Annotated in this window: 15 protein-coding genes; 6 read left to right on the top strand and 9 right to left on the bottom strand. The window is 48.5% G+C overall.

The window, feature by feature from the left end; translation table 11 throughout:
- Nucleotides 1-73: 73 nt before the first annotated feature.
- Complete coding sequence (locus ACYQ2L_RS02250) at nucleotides 74-2,362, bottom strand: beta-glucosidase (RefSeq protein ID WP_460050608.1); 2,289 nt, start codon at nucleotides 2,360-2,362, stop codon at nucleotides 74-76.
- A 31-nt stretch (nucleotides 2,363-2,393) separates the two neighbouring features.
- Nucleotides 2,394-3,038 (bottom strand): TetR/AcrR family transcriptional regulator, encoded by a 645-nt coding sequence (locus ACYQ2L_RS02255; protein WP_460050610.1) that lies wholly within the window; start codon nucleotides 3,036-3,038, stop codon nucleotides 2,394-2,396.
- 230 nt (nucleotides 3,039-3,268) lie between these two features.
- Here ACYQ2L_RS02255 and ACYQ2L_RS02260 point away from each other — a divergent pair, with 230 nt between their 5' ends.
- Nucleotides 3,269-5,050, top strand: coding sequence for a sensor histidine kinase (locus ACYQ2L_RS02260; protein WP_460050612.1), 1,782 nt, complete (start codon nucleotides 3,269-3,271; stop codon nucleotides 5,048-5,050).
- On the opposite strand, the gene ACYQ2L_RS02265 is transcribed toward ACYQ2L_RS02260, so the two are convergent.
- Genes ACYQ2L_RS02265 through ACYQ2L_RS02285 form a run of 5 tightly spaced genes read right to left on the bottom strand, consistent with a single transcriptional unit; the run spans nucleotide 5,025 to nucleotide 11,891 of the window.
- Nucleotides 5,025-6,473, bottom strand: a complete 1,449-nt coding sequence (locus ACYQ2L_RS02265; protein ID WP_460050614.1) for a TrkH family potassium uptake protein — start codon at nucleotides 6,471-6,473, stop codon at nucleotides 5,025-5,027. The two genes, ACYQ2L_RS02260 and ACYQ2L_RS02265, sit on opposite strands and share 26 nt — an antisense overlap.
- Complete coding sequence (gene trkA, locus ACYQ2L_RS02270) at nucleotides 6,470-7,876, bottom strand: Trk system potassium transporter TrkA (RefSeq protein ID WP_460050616.1); 1,407 nt, start codon at nucleotides 7,874-7,876, stop codon at nucleotides 6,470-6,472. Before trkA ends, ACYQ2L_RS02265 begins: the two co-directional genes overlap by 4 nt.
- A 15-nt stretch (nucleotides 7,877-7,891) precedes the next feature.
- Nucleotides 7,892-9,469 (bottom strand): protein kinase domain-containing protein, encoded by a 1,578-nt coding sequence (locus ACYQ2L_RS02275; RefSeq protein WP_460050618.1) that lies wholly within the window; start codon nucleotides 9,467-9,469, stop codon nucleotides 7,892-7,894.
- Nucleotides 9,453-11,384 carry a serine/threonine protein kinase gene (locus ACYQ2L_RS02280; protein WP_460050620.1) on the bottom strand — a complete coding sequence of 644 codons (1,932 nt, stop codon included), beginning with the start codon at nucleotides 11,382-11,384 and terminating at the stop codon, nucleotides 9,453-9,455. The genes ACYQ2L_RS02275 and ACYQ2L_RS02280 overlap by 17 nt, the downstream gene beginning before the upstream one ends.
- A gap of 27 nt (nucleotides 11,385-11,411) precedes the next feature.
- Complete coding sequence (locus ACYQ2L_RS02285; protein ID WP_460050622.1) at nucleotides 11,412-11,891, bottom strand: hypothetical protein; 480 nt, start codon at nucleotides 11,889-11,891, stop codon at nucleotides 11,412-11,414.
- A 148-nt stretch (nucleotides 11,892-12,039) separates the two neighbouring features.
- Between ACYQ2L_RS02285 and ACYQ2L_RS02290 the strand changes: the two genes are divergently transcribed.
- The 5 genes from ACYQ2L_RS02290 (at nucleotide 12,040) to pgl (ending at nucleotide 17,040) form a co-directional block, all read left to right on the top strand.
- A complete protein-coding gene (locus ACYQ2L_RS02290) occupies nucleotides 12,040-13,035 on the top strand; it encodes an ABC transporter substrate-binding protein (protein ID WP_460050624.1) in 996 nt (331 codons plus the stop codon).
- A 98-nt stretch (nucleotides 13,036-13,133) separates the two neighbouring features.
- Nucleotides 13,134-14,045, top strand: coding sequence for an ABC transporter permease (locus ACYQ2L_RS02295; protein ID WP_460050626.1), 912 nt, complete (start codon nucleotides 13,134-13,136; stop codon nucleotides 14,043-14,045).
- On the top strand, nucleotides 14,042-14,833 hold the full coding sequence (locus ACYQ2L_RS02300; protein WP_460050628.1) for an ABC transporter ATP-binding protein: 792 nt from the start codon (nucleotides 14,042-14,044) through the stop codon (nucleotides 14,831-14,833). The genes ACYQ2L_RS02295 and ACYQ2L_RS02300 overlap by 4 nt, the downstream gene beginning before the upstream one ends.
- Before the next feature lie 45 nt (nucleotides 14,834-14,878).
- The gene (locus ACYQ2L_RS02305; RefSeq protein ID WP_460050630.1) at nucleotides 14,879-16,234 is read left to right on the top strand and encodes an ion transporter; all 1,356 of its coding nucleotides are present in this window, start codon (nucleotides 14,879-14,881) and stop codon (nucleotides 16,232-16,234) included.
- 68 nt (nucleotides 16,235-16,302) lie between these two features.
- Complete coding sequence (gene pgl, locus ACYQ2L_RS02310; RefSeq protein ID WP_460050632.1) at nucleotides 16,303-17,040, top strand: 6-phosphogluconolactonase; 738 nt, start codon at nucleotides 16,303-16,305, stop codon at nucleotides 17,038-17,040.
- Here the strand turns inward: pgl and ACYQ2L_RS02315 are convergent.
- On the bottom strand, nucleotides 17,012-18,076 hold the full coding sequence (locus tag ACYQ2L_RS02315) for a patatin-like phospholipase family protein (RefSeq protein ID WP_460050634.1): 1,065 nt from the start codon (nucleotides 18,074-18,076) through the stop codon (nucleotides 17,012-17,014). The genes pgl and ACYQ2L_RS02315 overlap by 29 nt on opposite strands.
- Nucleotides 18,073-18,534, bottom strand: coding sequence for a Crp/Fnr family transcriptional regulator (locus ACYQ2L_RS02320; protein ID WP_460050636.1), 462 nt, complete (start codon nucleotides 18,532-18,534; stop codon nucleotides 18,073-18,075). The genes ACYQ2L_RS02315 and ACYQ2L_RS02320 overlap by 4 nt, the downstream gene beginning before the upstream one ends.

The following is an 18,534-nucleotide window of genomic DNA, read 5'->3' on the forward strand; positions in this document are numbered from 1 at the left end:
TAAGTGAAAATACCGATCGAGGGAATTGCAGTTTATCGTGCAATTCCCTCTGCGGTACTACCTTATCCCTTTTTCAGGAACAGTCTTCTGCAAGTTTCCTGACTATTTCGGGCTTGAATCTATCGGGAAAAAACTGAACCATTTTAATCAGGGGAACATTCTGCAGCATAATATCCGTTGCCCGGGTTCCCTCATTCATCATTCTGTAAAATTCTGCTGGAAATAACTCCTTCAGGCGGGCATTTGCCTCGGGAACCTTCATCCACTCCACTATATTGCTCCATTCATCCAGTCTGGGCTGAGGTCCAAAGCCGTTTTTTATCTGCAGGGAAAAAGAGTGGCGGATTTCCTCGGCATTAGCTCCGAGTTGAATGAGATACTGGCCTGGCTCGGCCCTGAAAGTCTGTACAGTCGGATCCCAGGCACAGAAATCTCGTGCATCAAGCCTGAGTTCCACGGTTTTGGTTTCATCCGGTGCAAGATGCACTACACTGAAGTTCTTGAGCTCGCGAACAGGGCGGGACAGTCTTCCTTTTGGCGGAGCGATGTAAAGCTGTACGACTTCTGTTCCGGCAGTCCCTCCGGTATTTGTTATGTCGACCGAGACAAAGTAATAACTCTCATGATCAATGTCACCTGTATAACTGGTAATTTTGGGAGAGGTATAAGAAAAATCGGTGTAGGTCAATCCAAAACCAAATGGATAGGCGGTTTTCAGGCCGATACTGCAGTAGTGACGGTACCCAACAAAAATACCTTCACGATATTCGGCTATGTTATTTTCACCGGGAAAACTGGTGTAGCAAGGTGTATCCTCAATTCTGCATGGAAAACTCTCGGTGAGTCTGCCTCGTGGACTAAGTTTGCCGCTTACAAGATCTATTAATGCCGATCCACCAGCCTGGCCTGCCAGACCAGCATATAGAATTGCCTGACTATTATCTCTCCAGCTTACATCAACTGCTGATCCTGCAATGATGATTACTGCGGTATTCGGCTGGGCCTTACAGACAGCTTCGATAAGCTCTTTTTGTCCCTCTGGCAACTGTATGTTCTCACGATCGAAGCCTTCGCTCTCATAGCTTTCGGTTAGACCTGTTATCAGAATTGCTCTGTCCGCAGAGGCTGCTTTTTCGACTGCGTCCTGTATGCTTTGTTTAGTTGGAATTCCGTTCTCCGGATATCCTTCAGAATATTGAACAGCAGAATACACACTGCGGGCAGCAGAGAGTATGGTATCCACTTGTGTCGGATTAATCTGACTACTGCCGCTTCCCTGAAAACGCGGTGAATCAGCGAATTTACCGATGACTGCCAGCTTATTTACTGTATCAGGAAGAAATGGAAGTAACCCGTTCTCGTTTTTCAGAAGCACCATGCCGGCAGCGGCAGCCTCTCTGGCGATTTTGTGATGCTCTTCGGCAGTGCTGTCCGTTATTCTTTCCCTTGTGAGGGCATCCGGATCCACCGGTGCAAGGCGCCCGGTGAGTTTCTGGAAAACGGAAATCACGCGGCTGACACCACTAATCTGGACAGCAGGAGAGTTTAATTCAATTTCAGTCCCGGTATCGACACCGGCAGCTTCCGCTATATGTTCAGCCAGAATCCTGTCAAAATGCGGTGATGGACCCATCATTTCAAGGTCAAGTCCAGCTTTGACTGCTGCGGGTCGATCGGCGACAGCTGCCCAGTCAGACATTACAATTCCGTCAAAGCCCCATTCATTTCTCAGAATGTCAGTAAGCAGCTCTTTGTGTTGAGTACAGTACTCACCGTTCAGTTTATTATATGCTGCCATTACAGCCCACGGCTTACCCACCTTCACTGCGCGCTCGAAAGCGGCGAGATATATCTCCCGGAGACTTCGTTCATCAAGCCGTGCATCAATGGTGAAACGGTGGAATTCGGCATTGTTTGCTGCCAGGTGTTTAATTGTTGCGGCTACTTTCATTGACTGTACACCCTGGATAAAGGCTCCTGCCAGCTCGCCGGAGATTACGGGATCTTCTGAATAGTATTCAAAGTTTCTGCCACCCAGTGGCGAGCGCTTGATGTTCAGACCTGGACCCAAAAGAATCTGGACTCCAAGCTCCCGGCATTCTACGGCAATAGCTGCTCCGACAGCCCGGAGTATATCCCGGTCCCAGGAATTAGCCGTACAGGCTGTCGTAGGAAAAGCTGTTGCAGGAATAGAGTGGTGGAGATCCGCCGCTCCTGAGGCTTTCCTGACACCATGAGGACCATCATTCATGGTAATATCCGTAATACCCAGTTTCTCGTTCCCCTGGCTACTCCAGGCTGTCTTGCCGGAAGATAGGTCTGCCAGTTCATTGGGACTCATCTTTATGTTAGAATCGTTCATCTTAAGCTCCTGTATATCTCGTCTGTAATTTTTATTCTTTTCTTGCCTGCAGTGACTGCAGTAGCATGTCCTTGTACATCTGTATCATTCTGTCCGGATTCATTTCCTGCTCTCTTGATAGAATTTCTTCTCTGGAAGCAATGCGGTTCGCAGTAGCAATGAATACATTCCCGATAAACAGTGCCATTTCCTTTGGATTAATGCCCGCTCTGATGCTGCCATCTTCGATTCCGGATTCAAGTAACTGTTGGGTGTGAGTAAATCCTGTTAAAACCTGTCGGTATTGCCGGGCGAGCTCTTCATTTGGATAACTCACGGCATAGTGATGGTCAAACAGTCCGACAAATGCAAAATGCGCTTTGTTCTGCATGAAATAGTCAGTCCATGCCCCTATTTTTGCAGTAATCCGATCGAATCCACTTCCCTCGAAATTTGATGCTTCCTGTGCCCCCCGTTCAAATTCGGAGATTATTCTTGTTTCAATGGCAAAAACCAGTTCGTCCTTCCCCCTGAAATGCTTGTAAAGGGTCACACGGCTGAGACCGGCTTCTTCTGCAATCATCTGTAGACTTGCAGATGCTATCCCGTGTTGTAAAAAAATTCTTTCAGCAGCATCCAGCAGCGAGAGGTGATTTATATCCCTGATTTCCTGATGTCTGGTTTCTTTGGTTAACATGTTGTAATTAGTTTACATCATGTAATTCTTTTTCGCAAGCAATAATTCTTTTGCCTGCATTGGAGCTTTTTGCAAAATTACATTTTGCATGAGCATTCGCAAGATTATAAATTCTCAAGTTGTTTAAATAAAACAACTTGAGAATTCGCTACTAATGCGAGGAGGAAATTGCACGTAATTTTGCAATTTCCTCATTGGATATTTATTTTGAAACAGCGTACAATAAGCCAATGAAGCGCAGGATTCTGTTCATACTGATTGCCATGATCAGCTGCACAGCGATTGGACTCAGTTTTTTCTTTGGCCTGAGTTTTACATCCGAAATGGACAGAATTCTCATACGGGATCGCAGGGAACTTGCGAAACAGGTCGAACGCCGCCTGCAGTTGCTGGAAGAGCTGCTGTCAATAATCGAGCACCCCATGAGGGATCAGGCAGAGCTTAGCCTGAATGATGCCTACAATAATCTGCTTTCAATAGAAAGCGATCCCCGCAAATGGGATGATTCTCTGCTTGTTTCTGAAGCGGAACGTATTGGCTCTGTAAATCTTTATGTAATTGGTCCTGATCTGATAGTACGAAGCAGTTCATTTCCTCAGGATCGGGGTTTGCGGCTGGGAGAGATTGGCTACAACTTTCTGATTTTCCTGCGGGAAATTATGGGCAGTGGTGATACTGTTACACAGCGGCTGACTACATCCATTGAGACAGGTGCTCTGACTATATATTCATATTTTGGCCCTGAGGATCAGGACTTTATCCTTCAGCTTTCAATTGGGCTTGAGGATTACCTCGAGCAGAACAGAAACAGTTTTTCGCCGGCAATGCTTTTCTCATCTCTTCTGGAAGAGCATAGCTATGTCGTTGAAGCAGATCTTTTCACGTATAATTTTCCACGGAACTGGTCACTGGTAAGCGGTGAAGAGGTAATTCTTGATAGTCGCATTCAGAGGGAACTTGAGGAAAGCGGGCAGTTCAGGGAAATGCTTGATAACAGACTGGTCACATATCAGCGTCAGCGTTTTCTCAGAGCGGATAATCCCATCCGTCAGGAATTCGTCCTGAAGCTGCACTATGATATGGGCTATTACCGGAGGGTGCTGCGGAGGTTTTACCTGCGGGGTGCATTGATCACCCTGATCCTTATTACTATGGCCTCGGGATTAGCCGGGGTAATAATTGACAAGCAGCTCATCCGAAAGGTCGCCCGACTTCATAGTGTTCTCCTGGTTGCTCATGGAGGAGATAACTATGAACGTCTGGAAGAAAATCAGTCAGTAAGGGAGTTTTCTGAAATTGCAGCCGCTCTGAACTCTTTTATGGAATCTGCAACTGTCAGAGAGCATCAGCTTGCGCGACAGACCTCTGATCTTTCCTCTGCATTACATCAGCGTGATGTGCTTCTTCGGGAGATCCATCACAGGGTCAAGAATAATCTTCAGATAATAATCAGTCTTATTTCTATTGAACAGTCACGGGTTAATGAGGCTTCAGCCCTTGTGTTCGAACAGATTTCGACCAGGGTCAGGGCAATGTCTGCTGTGCATGAAATTCTTTATGAAGCAGATAATCTTGAAGGTGCACAGCTTGAGGAACTTGTTGAGCGGGTATATCGGTCTGTTCTCGCGGTGTACGGCATGAATACTATTGCCTGTTCCTTTTCATATAATGTGCCTGATATAGTGTTGCCGATCGATATTGCTATTCCATTGTCGCTCATTCTGACTGAAGCAATTACCAATTCGTTGAAGTACAGCAACTGTAACAGTGAGACCGGGATCCGATTGAAAATGACTGCGGTGACAGGATCAGACAACCGGGGTCTTGAGCTGCTTTTCCGTGACAATGGAGAAGGCTTTCCGGATGAAGCACAATTTAATGATGGATTTGGCTTCATACTGATGCGAGGTCTGGCAGAACAGATAGGTGGACGTCTGGAAACCCTGAACGATAATGGCGCGGTAATCAGAATTATTCTTCCTGATTTTACTTGCGCCAATAGCCGGGAGTAAACAGAATCAGAATAGTGAATATTTCAAGTCGGCCTATCATCATGATCAGTGACAGATACCATTTGACTGCTTGAGAAAAATGAGCATAGTTTTCCGCTGGACCGATATTTCCGAAGCCCGGCCCGATATTTCCCAGTGTAGCTAATGCTGTCGAAAAGGCACTAAGTAAATCATTGCCACTGAAAGCGAGTACCAGTGTAGTAATCAGAAGCAACAGGATGTAAAGGAAAAAGAATCCGCTGATTCCCAGTATGAGACTTTTTCTCAGTGGGGATTTATTCAGCTGTAGAGAAAACACTCCTCTGGGGTGAAGTAGATGTCTCATTTCATTCAAACCTTGTTTGAAAAGTGCAGTAATCCGTATTACCTTTATTCCGCCTCCGGTTGAGCCTGCGCAGCCTCCAATGAACATCAATATAAAAATCACAGCGGTCGCAGCGGAGGGCCAGAGGGTATAATCTGCCGTTGCATAGCCTGTTGTGGTAAGGATTGAAGCAGTCTGAAAACTTGCAAAGCGAAGGCTCTCACCTATTCCTTCGTAGACATTTCCATGCAGTTGCAGGGTGACCAGTAAGGTAGCTGCGGTGAATATTCCCAGATATACCTTGAGTTCAGTGTCCTTGAGGACGTTTCTGAATCTGCGGGTTATGATACTGTAATACACGACGAAGTTTATTCCCGCCAATACCATGAATACGGTAATGATTGCATCGATAACAGCTGAGTTATAGGCTGCAATACTCGCGTTCATGGTAGAAAAACCGCCGGTAGCCATGGTGCCGAAGGTATGGGTCAGGGCATCATAGAGGTTCATGCCGGCGGCGAGCAGCAGCAGGGTTTCGATAGCTGAGAGTCCTATGTACAGCAGCCAGAGGATCTTTGCGCTATGGGTTATCTGCGGGCTGAGTTTGTCGACTGAAGGCCCCGGAGCTTCAGCTTTTACGAGCTGCAGTCCCTTGAATCCAAGCAGAGGGAATATTGCAACAGTAAGAACAATTATTCCCATCCCGCCAAGCCAGTGTGTCAGCGAGCGCCAGAATAGAATTGAACGCGGCAGCGATTCGATTTCTGTCAGAATGGTTGCACCGGTAGTTGTGAAACCGGACATGGTCTCAAAAAAAGCGTCTGTATATGAAGGAATAACCCCGGAAAGCACAAATGGAAGCGCTCCGATTGCGGACATAGTCAGCCATGCCAGGGCGACTACCAGGAAACCGTCATGAGTGCTCAGGCTGAGTCTGGTATTTTTTTTTGCAAGGAGTAGCCCTCCTCCTGCAATTCCTGTAGGCAGGCTGACTACCAGGAATGCCTTGAGGGCATCATATTCACCGTACATAAGGGCAACGGCCGCCGGGACGAGCAGAAACAGGGCTGCAAGACAGGCGAGGACGGCAAGGATGCGAAGAATCAGGGAATAGTTCATTCTTTTGTGCTGAATAGGGCCTGAATGTCATCGGCATGCTCGCGCTTGCCGATCATAACTACTGTATCACCCTCTTGGGGGACATAGTTCCCGTCAGGTATCCGGTGACTGTTTTCTCTGCTGCTGGAAATTACCAGAGTATCTTTCGGGAATTTAATGGCATGTAGGGGCTTTCCGGTAATAAATGATTTGGCAGGCACCTTGAATTCCAGTACGACCAGTCTGCCATCAAAGAGGCTGTGTATGCTTTTAGCTTCATTCATCTTTATGTTGCGCAGGACCGAGTTGATAACTGCCTGCTTCTGGCTTGTTACCGAATCTATTTCCAGGCGAGAACAGATGGCAGCGTACTGTGTGCTGTGCACCAGAACTGCAGCCCGGTGAATACCGAGTGACCGTGCATAGAGTGCAGTGACAATGTTGAGCTCCTGGTTATCGGTAACTGCCAGAAGCAGGTCAGCATTCGCCATATTCTCTTCGGCAAAGATTCCTTCCTCGGATATATCTGCATTTACAACCAGAGCTTCCGGGAATTGCTGTGAGAGCTGTTTGCATTTACGGGGGTTTTTTTCAACGATTACTACGTTTTTTTTGTTGAACGAACGTCGGATGCGATGAAAGACATTGCTGGGCTCGCTAGGTGCTTCGCTTTTCTGCAGCAGGTTCTCTGCAATGAGTACACCTGACTTTCCACCGCCGACAATAATTACCTTGTCCAGCCGTGTCCGGATTTTTCCGAAGAAACGCATGACGGTATCCAGATCTTCCTTGTTGCCGGCAATATACAGAATATCACTTTCCAGAATGACTGTGTTGCCGTCAGGGATTATGTAATCATCTCCACGAAGAATTGCTGCAATCAGAAAGCGTATTGATGACTCAAAGAATGCCTTGCGAATAGTTTTTCCGATTATTTCAGAACCCCGAGGCACAGACAGGTTCCGGATCTGGATGTCCGATCCGGAAAACAGAATTATGTCACTCATGGCCCCATGTTCAATGCTCTGGATAAGCTCGTAGCTGGCTTCTATTTCCGGGTTAACGATTGCATCAATGCCCAGGAATTTGCGGGCAGAGAGACTGGTATCGGAATAGTTGATGTTGCGGATTCGCGCAATCTTGCGGGGTACATTGAATTCTGCTGCAGCCAGTGCGCAGGCCACCATGTTGATTTCATCCGATCCGGTAACAGCAACGAAGACATCGGCATCTGCGGTGCCGGCCTTGCGCAGGGCTTTGACACTGTTTCCCGCCTGATTCAGGATCGTGCAGTCCAGACGATTACTCAGGAGCCGGGCAGTTTCCGGGTTCTCCTCAATAAGGGTTACATCCAGTTTGTCATCAATCAGTTGCTGCGCAATCTGTGCTCCGACAGAGCCGCCGCCAAGTATTACTATCTTCACAATGCAGGCATAGTATCACAGGAAGGCCTGAATGCCCAGTTCTGACACCAGGGCTTGCAGATCCGGGCAAGAGCTTGCTTTTCGGGCGGCAACAGAAAGGCGATGAAGCTGGTTGAGTATGGCCTGTTCAAGACGAATACAGTCCTGTTCCTTTTTACGTAGTTCTTCCAGTTCAAATTGCAGACCACCGGTTTGACCGTCTTCCCGTCCAGACTGATAGTACAGGTCCAGGAGACGGGGCTGCTGCAGCCATGTCCGCTGTTGCCTGATTGAATCTACTGCCTTGAACATGTTTTGCAGAAGCACTTCCATGTGTTTATCAGCTGGTTTTCCGAATGCGCGCAGAATCCGGGCTGCCTCTGCAAGCGCTTGTTGTTGATGATCCATATCTGAAGCCTGTGCAGGCATGTACGGCTTCGAGTTCTGAAGGAACTGTCTTTCATGATCGCTATGAGCATATGCTGCCAATGGAAACAGACTTGTCTGATTTCGCACATTGCGATCATTCTTGACTGCGTGATAACGGTGTTTCAGCAGGCTGATACTGGCATGGTGGATTCTGCTGTAAAAGACCTCGATAATTTCATCGGCATTGGATTCACTGATTGGAGCAGCCAGAACTATTCCCTGGGGCAGGTATTCATGGCGCTCTGCTTTTGAGTATTTACGGATATCTCCACTGATCAGTTCAAGTTCCGACATCGGGCGGCCGCTGAAATGGCTAAGTATTGAACGGATAATATCGATCTGTTCGCTGTCCTCGGTTGTAACCGTGAGAATCAGTGCACTGGCATCTGCTTTATCATAATAGGTCGGAATGGGTTCTATTTTATTGCAGTGCGGGCACAAACGCAGGCGGCGGACTTTCGGGACGCCACAGAACGGGCAGGGGCCAATGCCTCGCCCGGGTGCAGAGCGCTCATACAGGTGCTGCATGAGCTGGGCTGCAGATGTTGGCCGCTCAGCTGCCTGCCCCTGCATAGCTGTAAGTAGATCCCTGAGCCAGGTGTTATCCAGGTCATCTGCTGCCTTGTTCCATATATGCAGTGCGGTTTTTCCAAGGCTGAAAATATCGATGCGTGGATCTGTCCTGCAGGCTCTGAGAAGTTCAGGAGCGATATTGTCTGTATTCATCGGTATGAAGCTGGTTCCGGTGAGGGTGCAGGTATCCCGATTTCTACCCGAGAAAAAATCACTGATGCAGAATGTTCCATCAGGTTTTCGGTGGACATTTCCTGCATGCAGCGATCGGTGAACATGACCCATACAGTGAGCGTAATGCAGGGCAGCAGCGCAGTCACGAAGCATTGCGATCAGTTCTGATTCATTGAGATCGCCCGGCGAGACCGGGCTGACCCAGGGCATATAGATGCGTATTGCTTCCGAATCGCATTCGATCTCCTGTATAGGCAGAATATTTTCATGCTGTAATTCCGCACACAGCTTCAGTTCAGCAATAATCTGCTGATGCAGGAATTCATCGGCACTCAGATACTCATGGTAGCGTTTGCAGACTCTCGTGCCGTCCCCGGAAATAAAGCATTCGGCGACTGGCCCTGAATGGAGCAGCTGGTAGTCATCTGTCATCGGCATTGAATTCTTCCTTTTGATTGATACCCTGCAGATCATGATCGGCAGAGTGCAGATCAGAAATTCGCTGCTCCAGATTTCCGAGCATTGCCTGCAGATGTGAAAGAGCGTCCATATTGTTCGAGTAGAATCTCCGGGCTGTGCTGTCTACGGTGAGCGCAACAGCAAGCAGTACTTCAATATGTTGTGTAAGAATACGCTCAAGCTTGCGGTACTCCGTGAATTCCGCTGGATTACCTGGATTCAGTGTGTTGAGAACAGCTTCTGTTTCAGAGGCCGAGAGACAGAGCCGGGATATTGAGCCGGCTGTTTCGCGTATTGCAGCCTGCAGGCTGCTGTCCTCTGTCATGTCATGGATCAGCAGGAAGCCTTGTGCGAGCCTGTCGCTCATAGCCTGAATCCGGCTGCTTCGAAGCGATCCATGGGTTTCAGCGAATGCCCTTATTACAGGGTGCAGATCGATCTTTTTCTTTGGTTCGCTTCGTGGCATACGCTGCCAGAGGTTTGAGTAGAGGAGTGCCAGAGTGATAATCGATGGTAGAAGAATGGTGAAGTTCAGTACTCTGATGGAGCTCGCGTGAAAAAAATATTGCCAGCCGGCCATGCTCATCGCTCCGAGCTTTAGCAGGCTTTGCATACTTGTCTTGAAGTGTTTTCGCAGTACAGCCTTTCTGAACGACTTCAGATCTCCGGATGTGTGTGACGGGTTCTTGCTGGTACAGGTATAGCTGATTCCTGCCTGTTTGAGCCTGCGTGTCAATTCTGTGGCTGCAGAGATATTGAGATTTTTGCACAGGGTGAAGGGCATGAAAGGAAGGTTCGTCTGTAAAATCGATATCGATAAATATGTTTCGGGTACTATGGATAGAATGCTGGAGCGGAGTTGCTGCCTGCACACTTCTCCTCCCTTTTTCTGTTCGCGAATATGTACGTGGATTTTATCCTCACCCCTTCCGGCAGGAATAGCAAGTGCTGCACAGGCAAGACACACCGGACCCGTAAATATGCTTCCGCAGACAGCGCAGCTTTTATGAGACGAGTGTATTCGTTTGTCGCTGTTCTGGTCCTGGCAGGCCACTGAGCTACCGCTGTTGACTGCTTCCTGTACCTGTTCGAGGTGCTGGCGGAAGTCTCCTGCACTGAGATAACGGTCAGCTGGATCCTTGTTCAAGCCGCGTGCAATGGCTGCCGAGAGGGCAGGGTGAATATCTGGATGAAGCGCAGAGGCTTCGGAGGCTGCTTGTTCCAGGTGCATCATGAGTGTCACCTGCGGTGAATCAGCGGGAAATACCGGTCGGCTGGTGCAGAGTTCAAAGAGACAGGCCGCCAGCGAGTAGAGATCACTCCTTTGATCGGCCAGTTCACCCCGGACTATTTCGGGAGCGCAGTAATCTGCTGTTCCGATTGCCGTGCTGCTGCATTGCCGGGCAGCAGCATGGGCGATGCCGAAATCAGCCAGCTTGGCAGCTCCGGTGGAATCGAAGAGAATATTATGGGGTTTTATATCGCGATGCAGGATGCCTTTACCGTGAGCTGTCTCAAGAGCCTTGCAGACAGCAATACCGACGGTGCAGGTTTCTGAACTGCTGAAACGGCCGTGCTTGAAGAGCCGCTGTCTGGCGCTTCCCCCATCCATGTATTCCATACTTATGCTGAAGCTGTCTTCGTCGTGGAGGCCATAGTGAACTGCGTGGAGTTTCAGGATCTGAGGTGAATCAAGTGTCTGGTTGATTCTGAATTCCTGTTCCAGGGCTGTGTATGCATGGGCTTGCCGCAGGATATGGGGGTGAATGCATTTCAGGGCTATTATCCGGGATTCATTGCCAGTATTGTGTACAGCCTTGTATACCGTTCCGGATGCCCCGGTACCGATGCGCTCGATCCGCTCTATTCCTGTGTTCTCAGCTGCCGTCTGCATGTTCATTATTATAGGTAGAATAAAGGATTAATCAAGAAAGACCGGAAAATCAAAAGGATGGGCCTGATTCCGGTAGCTGTAGAGTATACGGAGATTTGTCATACGTCCATTGTAATGAATATAGCTGCGGTTCCAGTCCAGCTCCTGCCATTCAAAGGCCTGCCCGCCGGAAGAGCCTCGAATATAGATTGTGTAGAGCTTCGGTTCGGTTTTGACTACCCGGGCTTCGTGAATTGCCAGTGTGCGCCGGCGAAGATCATCGTCCACGACCTGGATCAGGTGAGACCTCCGCAGCATCCAGACTGCCTGTACCGCTGATCTGTCATCGATGGCAAATGCTTCCTCCGGTCCGGGGAGCTCCGGTGGATGAAAATCAGGGTCCGGTGGTAGATCGTCAAAGCGGATGCCTCCGAGCATTCTTGGTTCCTCTGCCAGTTCCTGGGAAGAGATGTTAGCGGTGCCGAGAAGCAGCAGAGTAATAATTACAGAAAAGATGGGAAATCGCATGACAGCTATATTATCGGATCAAAGGCTTTTCAGTTTACTCATCTGGATGAATATCAATAAATTATCACTGAAAACGTATATTTATACATAGACAACCCATAATAGCTTAGGTAGAATATTCTGTGATTTTATCAAAAAGGAGATAGGTATGACAAAACGAATGAGTATCGTGCTGCTGGCTGGATTGCTTGCGGTCGGATTTTTTTTCAGTTCCTGTGAACGGAAAACTGATGATGAGGGTCCACGAGTAATCGGAATTTCAAAGATTGTTTCTCACCCGGCCCTGGATGCTGTAGAGCAGGGGATACAGGATGAGTTGGCAGAACAGGGACTGGATTTTACTTTTGATCTGCAGAATGCAAACGGGGACATTAGTGCTGCTGCCCAGATCGCCAGTAAGTTCCGTAATGACCGGGTTGCATACGCGGTAGGAATTGCGACACCCACCTCCCAGGCCCTTGTGAATGAAATTCGAAATATTCCGGTTATTTTTGCAGCAATTACCGATCCTGTCGGTGCCGGTCTGACCGTCAGTGCAGAGGGTTCCGGAGCGAATGTAGCTGGGTACTCGGATATGACTCCTGTCGCCGAGCAGCTGAGTATACTGAAACAGATGAAGGATGTTCAGCGACTTGGGCATGTCTATTCATCCGGTGAAGCCAATGCTGTAGCCCTTGCAGAAATCGCCCGGGATGCGGCCGCTGCTATGGGAATTGAGTTTGTGGAAGCGACTGTGACCAACTCCGCCGAGGTTCGGCAGGCCACCCAGTCTATTGCTTCCCGTGTAGATGCAATCTATGTCAGTACTGACAATACGGTTGTGTCAGCCCTGAGTGCTCTGGTAGATGTTGCGAATAATGCCGGTATTCCGGTAATGTCTGCAGATCCGAGTTCTGCAGAGGGAATTGAAGTTCTGGCGGCTCACGGCTTCAGCTACTATAACATGGGGCGTGCTACCGGGCGTCTGATTGCAGAAATCGAGGCGGGAAGAGAGATTGGATCCATTCCGATTCAGTACATGACTGATCCGGCAGATGTTGATCTTCTGATCAATCTGGATGTTGCAGAGCGGCTTGGTCTCACAGTTCCACAGGCATTGCTTGATAATGCAAATATGATTATCTCCGGCGGACAGCAGCAGTAATTATGCGGTTGATTTTTTGAGGAGAACAGGCCGGTCTCCAGCCGGCCTGTTCTATGTAGTACTATCCTGCAGTAAAATGTAATTTTAACGGAAGGCTTATGATTGAAGGTATTTTAGTTGAGGGTTTGGCATACGGAATCATGGCTCTTGGGGTATTTATAACCTTCAGGATTCTGGACTTTCCGGATTTGACAGTAGATGGTTCTTTCCCGCTCGGTGCGGCCGTTATGGCTTCAGGTATTGTCGCCGGATGGAATCCCGTATTGTGTCTTTTGGTCGCTTTTTTGACTGGATGGCTCTCCGGTACGATAACAGCATTGATTCACAATAAATTGAAGGTGCCGAACCTGCTTGCAGGAATCCTGACCATGACCATGCTCTGGTCGGTGAATATCCGTGTTCTTGGCGGACGGGCGAATCTTCCTTTGCTTCGTCAGTACACACTGCTGACCTGGGTTCGGGAATTGACTGAAGGCATAATCAGCCCTGAGTGGGCCGTGCTGATCTTCTTTATTGTCGTTACGATAATCATCAAGCTGCTCATGGATCTGTTTTTTGTTACCGACCTGGGCATGACCCTTGGTGCTCTCGGAAACAATGAACAGATGGTCACCAATCAGGGAGTGAATCCCGAAATTATGAAGACCATCGGAGTCAGTCTATCCAACGGAATGGTTGCAGTCTCTGGTGCTCTGGTTGCGCAATACCAGGGTTTTGCTGATGTGAATCTCGGTCAGGGAATCATTATTGCAGGCCTGGCATCGGTAATGATGGGTGAGTTTCTGCTGAAATCAAATAAAATAGGTTTTCTGACTACGAGGGTGCTTCTTGGATCGATCCTGTATCGAGCCCTGATGTATCTCGGACGTTATTACGGTTATTACATCAATCTGACCCCGAGTGATCTGAAACTGATTACCGGGCTTCTGATTATCGGTTCGTTGATTATTACGAAGCTGAGACGGGAGCGGAGTCATTATGAGCGTGCAGCTGAGGAGCAGAAATCATGATCGAGCTACAGCAGGTAACAAAGGTATTTAATCCCGGAACGCCGAATGAAAATGTAGCAATCCGGAATCTGAATATAGCAATTGAGCCGGGTGATTTTATAACAATTATCGGCAGTAATGGAGCGGGTAAGTCCACCCTGTTCAATCTGATCGGCGGGACGATTGCACCGACTATGGGACAGGTTTTCGTTCGCGAACGTGATGTGACCAGAGAGGCGGAGTTCAAGCGTTCGCGCTATATCGGAAGAATATTCCAGGACCCCTTGCTGGGAACAGCGGGCAATATGTCACTCGAACATAATATGATGATCTGCGCCTACAAGGGCATGAAGAGCCTGAAAATCAATCTGAACAGCAAACGCAGGCAGTACTTCAGAGAGCATCTGGTTGAACTGAAAATGGGACTCGAGGATCGCCTGAAAGATAATGTCGGACTGCTGTCAGGCGGTCAGAGGCAGGCACTTACCCTGTTGATGATGGTGCTTTCCCGGCCTGAACTGATTCTGCTCGATGAGCATACGGCTGCCCTGGATCCCCACAATGCCGAGCTTGTAATGGAGCTGACCCAGCGGTTTATAAATGAATACAAGCTTACCACCATGATGATCACGCATAACATGCAGCAGGCCCTGCAGTTCGGGAACCGTTTGATTATGATGGACGCCGGTGAGATTATTCTCGACGTGAGCGGCGAAGAGAAGGCAAACCTCAGCGTTCCGGCTTTGATAGAGCGATTCCGTCAGATCCGGCATCAGGATATTGATAATGATGAACTGCTGCTTTCCTGAGATGTATCACTGGCAAGAGCAGGTAATCCTGGTTATATTTGAGTCATGAGTACTTCCTTGTTTCCCGGAATTCCGATTATAGATTCCGAAGCGTCATGGAAGCTGCGCTGGGATGCCTATATCCTGCTTATGGTTTTAATCGCAACTATATTGGCTCCGCTCTCTATCGCTCTGGACCTCAAATCCAGGGGGATTCTGTTGGTACTGGATGTAATTATTACCATCAGCTTTATTGCCGACATGGTAATAATTTTTCATACTGCCTATGTTGACAACAGAAAAACGGTGAGAGATAAGAAACTGATCGCACGGCGATATTGCCGTGGATGGTTCTTGGCAGATCTTATTGCATCCTTTCCTTTTTTTCTGCTTCCCGGTGGTACATTCCTGAATCTGAACCGGCTTGCCAGGTTTGCCAGATTGTTCAGAATTCTACGCCTGTTTTCCAGAAATAGTAGTATCAACCGTCTCAAGCAGTCCAAATTCAATTCAAATGTTGTTCGGCTGGCAGTCATGATATTCTGGCTTCTCCTGGTCGCTCATTTTCTGGCCTGCGGGTTTGTGTTCGTTCAGGGTGTTTCACCGGATCTGCCCCCTGGTATGCGTTATCTTCAGGCGCTTTACTGGACGATTACGACCTTATCAACAGTGGGCTACGGCGATATTACACCGGATGTTTATAACCAGGTTCACCTGTTGTTCACGATAATGTCCCAGCTTCTCGGGGTCGGAATGTATGGCTATGTAATCGGGAATATCTCCACAGTAATTGCCAATATAGATACAGCAAAAACCTTGTATCGTGAAAAAATGGAGCGTATTAATACATTCCTGAAATATCGGCATATTCCTTCCGGATTGAGCAACAGGATAAACGACTATTACGATTATCTTTGGGAGACACGGAGGGGCTACGACGAGAGATCAGTTGTTGACGAGCTTCCGTACAGCCTTCGTGTTCAGGTTGTTCTGGAACTGCATCGCGAAATAATTTCGAAAGTGCCCATTTTTGCTGGTGCCAGTCAAGCATTCATTCGTGAAATTATCCTCAACATGGAGTCTGTGGTTTTCACTCCGGGTGACTATGTTGTCCGTAAGGGAGAAATCGGGGATGAAATGTATTTTATCAGCAGGGGTTCGGTTGATGTGGTTTCCGAAGATGAGTCGATTGTCTATGCCACGCTGAATGAAGGCGCTTTTTTCGGAGAAATCGCTCTGCTGCTCAGCACTCCTAGAAATGCTACCATCAAGGCCAGGGAGTACTGTGACCTATATTCGCTCAATAAAATTACATTCGAGCGTATTCTGGATAAATACCCTGATTTTGCCGAGTCTATTCGTGCTCTTGCTGAACAACGCAAGCTTGAGACAGAAGCTGCTGCCCGAAAAAAATCTGAATAAGTCGAGGAAATTGCTAAGATAAACCCGTCATCCTTGCCTGCTTTGGAATTGGGGCGTATATTAGCTGTATGTATGCAGAAAATCCTTTCGAATTAATCCAGGGATCCTGGGATGAGATACATGAGAAGGCAGCCATTGCATGTACGGCTGTATTGCAGGAAGCCGTTCAGCAGAATGGACAGGCTCTGCTGGCAATTCCCGGAGGCAGAAGCATTTTGCCGCTCATGCAGGCACTTGCTGATCATCCTGCTGTTCCCTGGGAACATATTCAGATTTTCTGGGTAGATGAACGCTGGGTTCCACTGGAACACTCTGACAGCAATTTTCTTCCCGTCTGGGATCAAATTCTTTCTCCGTTGGTTGCTGCCGGAAGAATGCATCAGGATCAGGTGCATCCCTTCAGGTATACTTCGGATCTTCCAGATGGAGGAGTCGGCCTGTATCAGTCCGAGTTCCGTCAGTACGCTTCACGTAGTTCCGAACGCTTTGATCTGGCTGTTTTTGGAGTAGGGGAAGATGGTCACATCGCCTCGCTTTTCCCTCATCATGAGGGAATACACAATATGGGCTATGGCTTTATCGAAGTGCATGATTCTCCGAAGCCTCCTGCAGACCGTGTTAGCTGTTCCCGTAGTCTGCTGGCCAACAGCCGGGCTGCTGTACTGTTGTTTATAGGTGAGGGTAAGCGCGAAGCCTGGGAACGCTTTCAGAATAGTTCTGTCAGTGTGGAATCATGTCCAGCCAAGCTCGCATTGCAGGCTGGACACTGTATAGTAATCAGCGATCTGCCAGCAAACGGGCAATAGTATCGAGCTGGTCGCTGAATGCATCAATAACCTGGCTTGAAAATTCCTCGATTGCCGCCATATTCTCTTTACTGCTGTTATCCATGTCTTCGGAAACCTCCGGCGGCAGCGGGAGATCAATCCGGTAGAACTCGACACCAGGAAGCTTGGTAAGCTGATGGCTGGTCATAGCCGATTGTCCATCATTCATTATGGTAAAAAGTGGAACATTCCGCATTGGGGAAACCCAGTCCATGTAGCCCCAGCTTTTTATATCTTCATATCTGTAGGCACCCTGCTGCTGCCCCGTGCCCAGAGAAACAAGGATGTACCTGCCAGCCCCGGGGTAGATTTTCCTTGCTTCGATATAGGCTGCCATTGCCGGATTATCCGCAAAAACCGCACCGTCAATGAGGCAGTAATCCCTTGCCGGCTGCTCATCATAGGGGATGTCCTGGATAAGTGCAGGCTTGAAAAAAGTAGGCGCTGCTGCACTTGCACGTGCTGCGTCCCTCAGAAAGAAGTTTGGATCTTCAATGCTGCGATCGAGTCTGTTCTTGAAGAGATGAGGTTTGCGCCGGACAGTATCGTAGGAACAGACGAGTAGATTCGTGCGGCAGTCTTTCAGGGTGCAGTCGCCGAATGTTGCCTTCAGCAAGCGCTCGAAAGGTTCGGCATTATATTTCTCGGTGAAAGCCTGCCGCATTGTACGAAGTGAAAAGAACCGATCTGGAGGAAAGACTGTATGACCAAGCTTCCGGTAGAGATTACACAGTCGTTTCATATCGGTTCGGTTGCTCTTTTCAGGCATAGCAAGCCCGAAAGCAATCAGCGCACCTGTTGAGGTCCCGGCAATGAGATGAAAGAGATCTCCAATCGCAGTTGTACATCCCAGTGTACGAAGCCGTTCTTCAAGGCTCAGTAGAACCCGGGCTGGAATGAGACCACGTATGCCGCCACTGTCCAGGCTGAGAATAAAAACTGATTCAGGTTGTCTGCCGGGCTTACCCGCCCGTGCACTTCCAGGGAAAAGTACAGAACGCAGCCAGCGGATCATGTTCCCTGCTTGCTCTTCATATGGATCAAAGCATTATTGGTCTCACGAAAGCGTTGAACCACAACCGGCAGTATTTCCAGAGCTACCTCAGGATGGGTTTGCAGAAATGCGTTGAATGCCCATGAGGGAAGTACAAGAGTCTCGCAGTCCTCCAGAGCTATCACGCTAGCGCTTCTGGCTGCCCCGTCAAGTACTGACATTTCTCCCAGAACTTCGCCGGCCTTGTGGGTTGCGATTTCAAAGACGGTACCGTCTTCGTTTTCTTTCTGAACCCGTACAGATCCGGATACAATAATAAACAGGCCCACACCGGGATTTCCCTGCTGCAGGACGGTTTCACCCTTGCTGAAGCTCCGCTCTGTGCAGGACTTCGCGATAGCCCGAAGATGTCCGGTGCTCAAACGCGCGAATAGCGGAACCTGTTTGAGAAAACCGGTAATCTCTTTGTGCTCACTCAT

The organism is Spirochaeta dissipatitropha (genome assembly GCF_054657935.1).